Raw genomic sequence first — 10228 nt, forward strand, 5'->3', positions numbered from 1 at the left:
GCGGCCCCCAGCAGGTACGGCAGGCCCTTCTGCCGTGTGATCCGGCCGACGAACACGACGGCGGGGCGGTCCGGGTCGATGCCGTGGCGGCGCACGGTCGCCTCCGCGGCGGCGTTGGCCTCGGCGTCGTCGGCGTCGGGACGGCGCCAGCCCGACAGGTCGATGCCGTTGTGCACCACGTGCACGCGCTCGGGGTCGAGCTCCGGGTAGACGCGCAGGATGTCGGCCCGCATGCCCGCCGAGACCGCGATGACGCCGGCGGCGCCCAGGTAGGCGGTGCGCTCGGCCCACGAGGAGAGCGCGTAGCCGCCGCCGAGCTGCTCGGCCTTCCAGGGGCGCAGGGGCTCCAGCGAGTGCGCCGTGACGACGTGCGGCACACCGTGCAGCAGGCCGCCCAGGTGGCCCGCCATGTTGGCGTACCAGGTGTGGGAGTGCAGCAGGTCGGCGCCCGCGACGTCGTCGGCCATCACCAGGTCGGTGCCCAGGGTGGCCAGGGCTGCGTTGGCGCCCGCGAGCGCCGTCGGGGTCGTGTAGCCGGTGACGCCGGAGGCTTCGGTGGCGGCGTCGCGCGGGCCGTCGAAGCAGCGCACACGGACGTCGGCGAGCTGTCGCAGGACGGCGGCCAGCTCGGCGACGTGCACGCCCGCGCCGCCGTACACGTTCGGCGGGAACTCACGGGTGAGCAGGTCCACGCGGAGCGTACCGGTGGGCCGCAGCCCGGGGGCGGGGCCTGCGGTGGCGGGAGTGGTGGCGTCGGAAAGGTCGGGCACAGTGCCAACCTAGCGTGCGCCACGTCTCAGCGTGCCACCTGACGTAACCGGCGGAAAGGCCTTAATGTCACCGTATGGTCTCCGCTCCCCGCGTCCTTGCGATCGTCCTCGCCGGCGGTGAGGGAAAGCGGCTGATGCCGCTGACCGCCGCCCGCGCCAAGCCAGCAGTGCCCTTCGGCGGGATCTACCGTCTGGTCGACTTCGCGCTGTCGAACATCGTCAACTCGCGGTACCTGCACGTCGTCGTGCTGACGCAGTACAAGTCCCACTCCCTGGACCGCCATATCTCCAAGACGTGGCGCATGTCGCCGCTGCTCGGCAACTTCGTGGCGCCCGTCCCGGCGCAGCAGCGCGTGGGCAAGCACTGGTACCTCGGCAGTGCCGACGCGATCTACCAGTGCCTGAACATCATCGACGACGAGCGGCCGGACATCGTGGTCGTGGTCGGTGCCGACCACGTCTACCGCATGGACTTCTCGCAGATGGTGGACGCGCACATCGAGTCCGGTGCGCGTGCCACGGTCGCCGCGATCCGGCAGCCGATCGAGATGGCGGACCAGTTCGGCGTCATCGACGTGGACCCGGCCGACCCGTCGAAGATCCGGGAGTTCCTGGAGAAGCCGACCGAGCCCACGGGCCTGCCGGACTCCCCCGGCGAGATCCTCGCCTCGATGGGCAACTACGTGTTCGACGCCGACGCGCTGGTCGAGGCGGTCACCAAGGACGCGGCCAACCCCGACTCGCGGCACGACATGGGCGGCGACATCATCCCGGCGTTCGTGGCCGAGGGCGAGGCGGGCGTCTACGACTTCATCCGCAACGACGTGCCCGGCTCCACCGACCGGGACCGGGGCTACTGGCGCGACGTCGGGACGATCGACTCGTTCTACGACGCGCACACCGACCTGATCGCGGTGCACCCGATCTTCAACCTCTACAACATGGAGTGGCCCCTGTACACGGGCTACACGGGGCTGCCGCCGGCCAAGTTCGTGCACGCGGGTCCGGGCCGCATGGGGCACGCGGCGGAGTCGATCGTGTCGCCGGGCGTGCTCATCTCGGGTGCGCAGGCGGCCGGTTCGGTGCTCTCCCCCGGCGTGCACCTGCACTCCTGGTCGAACGTGTCCAACTCGGTGCTGATGGACGACGTCCAGGTGCACCGTTACGCGCACGTGCACCGCGCTATCGTGGACAAGAACGTGATCATCAACGAGCGGGCCCGCATCGGCGTGGACCACGACGAGGACCGCGCGCGCGGCTTCACGGTCACGGAGTCGGGGCTCGTGGTGGTCCCGAAGGGCACGATCGTCGACTGACGCTGCGCGGGCGGGCGCGACTGCGCCCGCGCCCGCGCCCGCGGCATCGAACGTAGGGGTGGTCGCACTCTGAGCGCTCAGAGTGCGACCAACCCTACGTTCAACGCATCCCACTCCTGGCTTGCTCTTGCTCGGGCGACCTCCAACCCCTTATTGTCAGTTCGACATTAAGGGGGTGATAGGCGGTGACCGACGACGACACGTGGACGCCGCCGGAGATCCTGGTGGCGGTCGACCTCGTGATCCTGACGTTGCGCGCGTCGGTCTTCCACGTCCTGCTGATCGAGCGTGGGATCGAGCCCTTCAAGGGCGCCCAGGCCCTGCCGGGAGGTTTTCTCAACAACGCCGAGGAGGACATCTACGCCGCCGCCCTGCGCGAGCTCCGGGAGGAGGCGGACCTGGACGGAACCGACCTGCACATCGAGCAGCTCGGGGCCTACGGCACACCCGGTCGCGACCCGCGCGGCCGCGTGCTGTCGGTCGCCTACCTGACGATCGCACCGGGGCTTCCCGAGCCCGTCGCCGGTACCGACGCGTCGGGAGCAGCGTGGGTGCCTGTCGAGCAGGCACTGTCCGGGAGCGTCCAGCTCGCGTTCGACCACTGGAAGATCGTCGGCGACGCCGTCGAGCGGGCCAGGACCAAGCTCGAGCACACCCCGCTGGCGACAGCTTTCTGCACCAAGACCTTCACGATCGCTGACCTCCAGGAGGTCTACGAGGCGGTGTGGGGCGTCGACCTCGACCCGCGCAACTTCTACCGCAAGGTCCAGCGCGTCCCGGGCTTCATCGAGTCCGCCGGCGCTGACCGCCGCATGACGACCGGCCGTCCCGCCCGCCTGTTCCGCGCGGGACCTGCCACGGCACTGCACCCCCCGCTCACTCGCCCTGAACCATCGAACGATTCCGAGGAGGGTCGATGACTGACGCACGCGTGGTCGTCGTTCTGACAGCACTGGATCTCGAGTACAAGGCAGTCCGAAAGCATCTCAAGGACATCGAGCAACATCGGCACAGCACCGGGACGCGGTTCGAGATCGGCACGGTCGAAGGCACGGACTGCAGGATCGCGGTCGGGCTGGTCGGCGTCGGCAACTCGAACTCCGCAGTGCTCGCCGAACGGGCGATCCAGCAGTTCTCGCCCGTGGCGGCGCTGTTCGTCGGAGTTGCGGGAGCGGTGTGGGACTCCACTCCACTCGGCCAGGTAGTCGTGGCCGACCGTGTGTTCGCCTACCACGGAGGTACGAGCGAGGACGACGGCTTCAAGGCCCGCCCGAGCGAGTGGAAGACGTCGCATCACCTCAGTCAGCTGGCCCACCACCTCGAGCGTTCCGGAACCTGGGCGGCACGGCTCCCACTGGACGCCCACATGTCGGACGGCGGCCGTCCGAGCGTCATGTTCGGTGCCATCGCGGCGGGCGAGGTGGTCCTGAACTCTCGCGTCTCCGTCGAGGCTCGTCGGATCCACGAGCACTACAACAACGCGACAGCCATCGAGATGGAAGCCGCCGGGATCGCTCATGCCGGCCACCTCAACAGCGCCCCGGTCGCCATCATCCGCGGCATCAGTGACCGGGCCGACGGCGAGAAGACATCGGCGAACGACGGCACCTGGCAACCCCGCGCGGCGGCGCACGCCGCGGCATTCGCGATCGAGCTCGCAGTCGAGCTGGCCAACGAAGCAGAGGAGACGCCCATGACCCCGAACGAGCCTCGTCCCACCCCGCCCAGCACCACCGTGAACAACACGGCGTCAGGCAACGTGGGGATCCAGGCGGCGAACGTCACCGGCAGTTCGGTCTGGATGTCCGCGGCCCCCCACCGGGAGCAGGTGACCGACCCGACCAAGGCGCTGGCCGAGCTTCGCGCACTGCTCGATGCCCACCGTGCCGACGGGGCTGTCGACGAGGAGACCTACGACGCCGCGAAGAGCGGCCTCGTCAACGCCGAGACAGCACTGCGAGATCCTGACGCGAAGGGCAAGAAGAAGGCGGTCATCGCGCTCCGGCAGTTCGGTGGTCTCGTGGGGCACCTGACGGACCTCGCGGCGAAAACTGCCGTCGTCATCACCGCACTGAACGGGATCGCATGAACGCCGACGGCACGCCGCCACCGCCTCCGCCCGAGCCGCGCGACATCAGGACGGACAACAGTGCCGGGCCGGGGGCCGTGGTCGGCATCCAGGCGAGCGTGGTCCACAACGCGAACGTCTACCAGATCAGCGCGACCGATCCGCCGGAGAAGAAGTACCAGACCGGCGTGCGGTATCTGGAAGATGGAGTGCCCCGCAAGGCCGAGGAACTGTTCAGCGAGGCCATGGCCGATGGGCTGGACACCGCCGAGGTGCGCTTTCACTGGGCCCTGTCCATGTTCAGCACACGGTCCGATCGGGACCTCACGAAGGACGAACGCGTCCGTCTCACCGAGGCGGCCAAGCGATTCGTCGCCTACGAGGACGACGAGGAGTACGGTCCGGCGCTCGGTGCGGTCCGCGAACTGATCGTCAACCGGCGCGACCCCTCGGCCGAGGGCACCGACCTGGCAGAGAAGCGGATCTTGGCGCTACCCGTCGAGCTTCGCGAAATGGCGCTCCGGCATCTCGACAAGGTGCTCTCGGCCGGGACAAAGGACGGCGTCTGGGCGAGCACCAAGAAGCAAGCCCACCTCGACCGTTATTCCGCAAACCGTGGGCATCGCGCCTGGGCCTACTTCGAAGCCGACCCCGCCGGACCGCGAGCTCGTCCTGCCCAGCCTCCGCACATCGCCTCAGGTGAACGTACTCGGATCACTGCGGGGGCACTCCTGTGCGCCCTCGCCGTCGGCTATCTCGGTTGGCTCACCGTCAGCAGCTCTGCTCCCGTGGCGATCGTGGCCTACGCCCTCGCGATCGCCGCCGCCTATTTCACCACCCGCAATGCTTTCGAGTGGCGCTATCGCGTCAACCGAATCAGATGGGAGGAGCAGCGGCGGCGCGCGAGCGCGGCCAATCCAAACTCTGACGGCAAGGGGTTTGCCGCGAGCGTCACCAGATCCTTCGTGTTCTATTTCAGCAGGTACCGGCCGCAAGGAAGCGACAGGGACTGGTGGCTGGCCGAGACAGCTGGACTCCGCACACACCTGCGCGACGAGATCGTCGAGATCTATCGGGAGAGCAACGTCTCGCTTGCGAATGTCGTCTGGCTGATCCGCTATCACGCCGTGGACGTACGGGACCAGTGGCAGTCCGGCACCATCGACGACTATAAGGATCGCCTTCATGTTGCCGACAGGACCAAGATCCGTTGCGTACTGGGGCTGACAGTCCTGTTGCTCACGGTTGGTTCCATCGTCCAGAACGCGCTCCAGGTTCAACCCGTAGGAGCAGCGATCACCACTCTCCTGGCTGCGGCCGGCGGGCTGTACACCGCAAGCAAGTGGTACAAGGTCGCCAGCAGGAGACGCCACTACCTTGACGACGTCGACGACGAACGTCGGCGCAAGGAGGGGCGGGAGAACGAGTTCCGGCGTTGGACGCAGAGGCTGAAGGACGCCCGGCCGAGCGAGGACGAGATGGAGAAGTGGCTGCGCAGCGACACCACGATCCTGATCGCCGATGCCCTTGAGCACTTCCGCATCTCATGGCGCGACGTGATCTCGTACGCCGTGCTCCGGGTTCCCACTCCCAGCGCCGGCAGAGCCCAGGAGCGCAACGGCCCGTGGCGGTACAACAGATACGCCTTGCGGCTGTTCCTGATCACCGAGGACGGCGTCCGTGAGGTGAGCAAGGTGCTGAACTTCGAGACAGGTGCGTTCCACAGCGAGGAGCGCAACACCTTTCGCTTCGACGCGGTCTCCTCGGTCAACGTCGTCAAGGGCACCGACGGCAGACAGAACCTGCGGTTGACCCTCACCAACGGGCCGGCCAGGGACATCCTCGTCACCAAGGGATCGGAGGAGTTCGCCGAGCACGACCAACGGAACCCTGAACGGCCCGATACCGGTCCCGAGGTCGCACCGGACAACCCGTTGGACGTGAGTCTCGATACCACCGGGTTCGCGCCCACCCTGCGCATCCTCGAGGGCATAGCCGCAGACGGCAAGAACTGGATCGCCCGGGGTAACTACCGATGATCCAGCCCTGAGGCCCCTTCAGGCAGGCGCTCGAACGTAGGGTTGGTCGCACTCTGAGCGCTCAGAGTGCGACCAACCCTACGTTCGAGCACCTCGGCCGCCCGGGCCGCCCGGGCGGCGCAGTGTGGACAGGGCCGCGCGGCTGCGCGCTGCTCCGGCACACTGGGTCCCGTGAAGCGACTCATCGTGTCCGACGCCGACTCCACGTTCTTCCGCCAGGAGGTCATCGAGCTGATCGCCGAGCACGCCGGCACCCGCGAGCAGGTGGCGGCCGTGACCGAGCGCGCGATGCGGGGCGAGCTCGACTTCGCCGGGTCGCTGCGCGAGCGCGTGGCGACGCTGGCCGGCGTGCCCGTCGAGGCGCTGGACAAGGTCCGCGCGGCGGTGGAGCTGATGCCGGGCGCCCGCGAGCTCGTGACCGAGTGCCAGGCCCGCGGCTGGGCGTTCGGGCTGGTGTCGGGCGGGTTCGAGGAGATCGCCGCACCCATCGCGCACGAGCTGGGGATCGAGCTCGTCCGGGCCAACCGGCTGGAGGTCGCCGACGGCATGCTGACCGGCCGCACCGTCGGCCCTGTCATCGACCGGGCCGCGAAGGCCGCGACGCTCCGGGAGTGGGCCGCGCAGGTCGGGGTGCCGCTGGAGCAGACGGTCGCGGTGGGCGACGGCGCGAACGACCTCGACATGATCGGCCTGGCCGGTGTCGGGGTGGCGTTCAACGCCAAGCCGCTCGTGCGCGAGCAGGCCCCCCACGTGATCGAGGACCGCCTGGACAACCTGCTGGCCCTCCTCTGAGGAAGGTCCGTTCGTGTCTGACACCGAGGGGCGTCAGGCCGGGCGCGTGACCTCGGTCAGGCGGGCCGTCTTGCGGTCCCAGTCCGCCCAGGCCAGGTCGGCCTCCAGCACCGAGTAGGTCGCCGTCGGGACGCCGACACGCACCTGCGCGAGGGCGCCGTCCTCCGAGCCCGGCCCGGCCAGGAGCTCGGCCGTGCCCGCCATGGCGGGCTCGTGACCGATCACCAGGACGGTGCGGGCCGCGGGGTCCAGCTCACGCACCAGCGCCAGGACACCGCGCGGCATGGCACCCAGCAGGTCGTCGGTGTAGGACACCGCCGGCTCCCCCAGGTGCTTGCGCACGAGGTCCCAGGTCTGCCGCGTCCGCAACGCCCCGGAGACGAGGACGGCGTCGGGCACGAGGCCGGACGCGACCAGTGCCGCCCCGACCTTCCCTGCCTGGTCCCGGCCACGCAAGGCGAGGGGCCGCGACTCGTCGGGAAGTTCCGACGCCGGCTCCGCCTTCGCGTGCCGGAGCAACACCAGACGCCGTGACGGCGTCGTGGTGGGCTCCGTGCCCGACGCTCTGCCCATCAGTGCCTCCTGCCCATCTACTGGCCCATGGCGTGCACGCCACCGTCGACGTGCACGATCTCGCCTGTCGTCGCCGGGAACCAGTCGGACAGCAGGGCGGCGACGGCGCGCGCGGCCGGCTCTGCGGTGGTCTGGTCCCAGCCGAGCGGGGCTCGCGTCGGCCAGGCGTCCTCCATCGTCGCGAAGCCCGGGATGGACTTGGCGGCGGTGGTGCGGATCGGCCCTGCCGAGACGAGGTTGCAACGGATGCCCTCGGGCCCGAGGTCGCGCGCCAGGTAGCGGTTCGCGGACTCGAGACCGGCCTTGGCCACGCCCATCCAGTCATAGACGGGCCAGGCGAACTGCGCGTCGAACGTGAGGCCGACGACGGCACCGCCGTCGGTCATCAGCGGCTTGGCGGCCACCGCGATCGACTTGTACGAGAACGTCGAGACGTGCAGCGCGGTGGCGACGTCCTCCCAGGTACCCGAGAGGAAGTTGCCGCCCATGACGGACTGCGGCGCGAACCCGATCGAGTGCACGACGCCGTCGAGCCGCTCGAAGCCCTCCGCGCGCACGGCGTCCGCGAGCGCGTCGAGGTTCTCCTGGCTGGTGGCGTCGAGCTCCACGACCGGCGCCTCGACGGGGAGACGCTTGGAGAAGGCCTGGGTCAGCTTCATCTGCCGTCCGAAGGACGAGAGCACGACCTCCGCGCCCTCCTCCTGGGCGAGACGGGCGGCGTGGAATGCGATCGACGAGTCCGTCAGCACGCCCGTGACGAGCAGCTTCTTACCTTCGAGGAGACCCATGTTGTCCTTCCGATCAGGCGCAGGCGTGCCGGAGCAACCCCTGTGCTGGGTGCGAGCGTAATGCGGATTGCAGCGTGGAACGAAACTCCGCGCCGTGTCACGCGCGGGGAATGTTGGATATGTACCGACGAAACCGCTGGTGGCGGCGTCAGACTACGGGTCAGTGACCCATCCCGAGACCGCCGTCGACGGGGATGAGGGCACCCGAGACGTAGCCGGCGGCGTCGGAGGCGACGAACGAGACGACGGCGGCGACCTCGTCCGGCGTGGCGAAGCGGCCCGCGGGGATCGACTTCAGGTAACCGTTGCGCACGTCGTCGGACAGCGCGGCCGTCATGTCGGTCTCGACATAGCCGGGCGCGACGACGTTCGCGGTGATGCCGCGCGAGCCCAGCTCGCGGGTGATCGAGCGGGCCATGCCCACCAGGGCAGCCTTCGAGGAGGCGTAGTTGACCTGGCCGGGGCCGCCGGACGTGCCGACGATCGAGCCAAGCAGCACGATGCGGCCCTTGCGGGCGCGGATCATGCCCTTGGAGGCCCGGCGGACGCAGCGGAACGTGCCCTTCAGGTTCACGTCGATGACGGTCTCGAACTCCTCGTCGCTCATGCGCATGAGGAGCTGGTCCTTGGTCACGCCCGCGTTGGCCACGAGCACCTCGACCGGGCCCAGGTCGGCCTCGATCGCGGCGAAGGCGGCGTCGACGGCCTCGGTGTCCGTGACGTCCGCCACGTAGGGCTCGACGCCCTTGGGCAGGTCCCCGCCGCGGTAGATCGTGGCGACGCGGTCGCCGTCGGCGACGAAACGCTCCGCGATGGCGCGGCCGATGCCGCGAGCGGCACCCGTCACGACGACCACACGGCCGGTGGGACCTGCGGCAATGCTCTGAGTGGCGGGCATGGTGGTCACCTGAGGCTCCTCGATGCTGGGCTTTCGCAAGGGCCGCGCGAGGCTGGGGGCCGCGGCCGGTACCTGGGTCGATCCGGGTCCGCTGCGACGCTACCCCGCGCGTCGGACGCGCGCCGCGCGCGGCGGGCCACAGGGATCCACCGGACCTTGTCGGTTTCCTACAACAACCTCTTGTACGTCCAGATGCACCACGTCGTGTGAGGTACGCCGACGTCGTGTCCGGTGATGTCCGGCGCACGTAGACTGACAGCATGAGCGAGCCGGTTCCTTCCATCACCTCGGCCCCCGAGCCGCTGGCGGTGGACCAGGCGCGCCGCACGCGCAGCTACCTCATCCAGATGTCCATCCGCGTGGTCTGCATCATCGGCGCCGTGCTGGTCGACGGCTGGGTCCGCTGGGCCCTGGTGGCGGCCGCCGTGGTGCTGCCGTACTCGGCGGTGCTCGTCGCCAACGCCGGCCGCGACCACACCACGCACGACACCTCCCCCGTCACGCCGCAGGCGGCCCCGATGCTCGAGAAGCTGCCCGAGGAGGCGCCCCCGGTCGCGCACGAGGGCAGGCCGGCCGGGTCGCAGGACCATCGTCCGGACGACCCGGGCGCCCACGACGGGACCGGACGGCTGAGCCCCGGGCCCGGCCGCGTGATCAACCACGTGGACGACTGATGGACGTGCTCGGACTGACGGGCGGGACGCCCGACGCCGTTCCGGACGGCGAGCTGATCTGCAGCGCCAAGGGCTGCCGCGAGCAGGCCGCGTGGGGCCTGCTCTGGAACAACCCGAAGCTGCACACCCCGCAGCGGCGCAAGGTGTGGCTCGCCTGCGACGAGCACCGCGAGCACCTCGAGCAGTTCCTGGGCGCGCGGTCCTTCTGGAAGCAGACGGTCCCGGTGGCGGAGCTGGAAAGGGTCTCGTGAACCAGACGCACGTGGCGGAGCGCCCCCCGGCGCCCGACGACGCGCGCGGCCCGCGCACC

Annotated in this window: 11 protein-coding genes; 7 read left to right on the forward strand and 4 right to left on the reverse strand. The window is 69.7% G+C overall.

Annotated elements, in window-relative coordinates; genetic code table 11:
* On the reverse strand, positions 1-716 hold a 716-nt coding region (gene glgA, locus PROKR_RS24670; protein WP_036969141.1), incomplete at its 3' end, for a glycogen synthase.
* A gap of 128 nt (positions 717-844) precedes the next feature.
* Between glgA and glgC the strand changes: the two genes are divergently transcribed.
* From glgC to serB, 5 genes are all read left to right on the forward strand, one after another.
* A complete protein-coding gene (gene glgC / locus PROKR_RS24675) occupies positions 845-2086 on the forward strand; it encodes a glucose-1-phosphate adenylyltransferase (protein ID WP_036968931.1) in 1242 nt (413 codons plus the stop codon).
* Positions 2087-2271: 185 nt separating this feature from the next.
* Positions 2272-3006: an NUDIX hydrolase gene (locus PROKR_RS24680; protein WP_036968932.1), complete on the forward strand. Its 735-nt coding sequence runs from the start codon at positions 2272-2274 to the stop codon at positions 3004-3006.
* Positions 3003-4175: a 5'-methylthioadenosine/S-adenosylhomocysteine nucleosidase family protein gene (locus PROKR_RS24685; protein WP_036968934.1), complete on the forward strand. Its 1173-nt coding sequence runs from the start codon at positions 3003-3005 to the stop codon at positions 4173-4175. The genes PROKR_RS24680 and PROKR_RS24685 overlap by 4 nt, the downstream gene beginning before the upstream one ends.
* Positions 4172-6193: a hypothetical protein gene (locus PROKR_RS24690; protein ID WP_157602644.1), complete on the forward strand. Its 2022-nt coding sequence runs from the start codon at positions 4172-4174 to the stop codon at positions 6191-6193. The genes PROKR_RS24685 and PROKR_RS24690 overlap by 4 nt, the downstream gene beginning before the upstream one ends.
* A gap of 171 nt (positions 6194-6364) precedes the next feature.
* Positions 6365-6985 carry a phosphoserine phosphatase SerB gene (gene serB, locus PROKR_RS24695; protein ID WP_425414936.1) on the forward strand — a complete coding sequence of 207 codons (621 nt, stop codon included), beginning with the start codon at positions 6365-6367 and terminating at the stop codon, positions 6983-6985.
* 33 nt (positions 6986-7018) lie between these two features.
* Here serB and PROKR_RS24700 read toward each other — a convergent pair whose 3' ends face one another.
* The 3 genes from PROKR_RS24700 to fabG all read right to left on the reverse strand — a co-directional run bounded on the left by PROKR_RS24700 (position 7019) and on the right by fabG (position 9244).
* A complete protein-coding gene (locus PROKR_RS24700; protein WP_051433328.1) occupies positions 7019-7558 on the reverse strand; it encodes a SixA phosphatase family protein in 540 nt (179 codons plus the stop codon).
* 17 nt (positions 7559-7575) lie between these two features.
* Complete coding sequence (gene fabI, locus PROKR_RS24705; protein ID WP_020013108.1) at positions 7576-8346, reverse strand: enoyl-ACP reductase FabI; 771 nt, start codon at positions 8344-8346, stop codon at positions 7576-7578.
* A 160-nt stretch (positions 8347-8506) separates the two neighbouring features.
* Positions 8507-9244: a 3-oxoacyl-ACP reductase FabG gene (gene fabG, locus PROKR_RS24710; RefSeq protein ID WP_036969150.1), complete on the reverse strand. Its 738-nt coding sequence runs from the start codon at positions 9242-9244 to the stop codon at positions 8507-8509.
* A gap of 260 nt (positions 9245-9504) precedes the next feature.
* Between fabG and PROKR_RS24715 the strand changes: the two genes are divergently transcribed.
* Together PROKR_RS24715 and PROKR_RS24720 are read left to right on the forward strand one after the other, a co-directional pair.
* The gene (locus PROKR_RS24715) at positions 9505-9918 is read left to right on the forward strand and encodes a DUF3099 domain-containing protein (RefSeq protein ID WP_036968939.1); all 414 of its coding nucleotides are present in this window, start codon (positions 9505-9507) and stop codon (positions 9916-9918) included.
* Positions 9918-10169 carry a hypothetical protein gene (locus PROKR_RS24720; protein WP_020013111.1) on the forward strand — a complete coding sequence of 84 codons (252 nt, stop codon included), beginning with the start codon at positions 9918-9920 and terminating at the stop codon, positions 10167-10169. Before PROKR_RS24715 ends, PROKR_RS24720 begins: the two co-directional genes overlap by 1 nt.
* Positions 10170-10228: the final 59 nt, after the last annotated feature.

This window comes from Promicromonospora kroppenstedtii DSM 19349, from assembly GCF_000515355.1.
Classification (GTDB): domain Bacteria; phylum Actinomycetota; class Actinomycetes; order Actinomycetales; family Cellulomonadaceae; genus Promicromonospora; species Promicromonospora kroppenstedtii.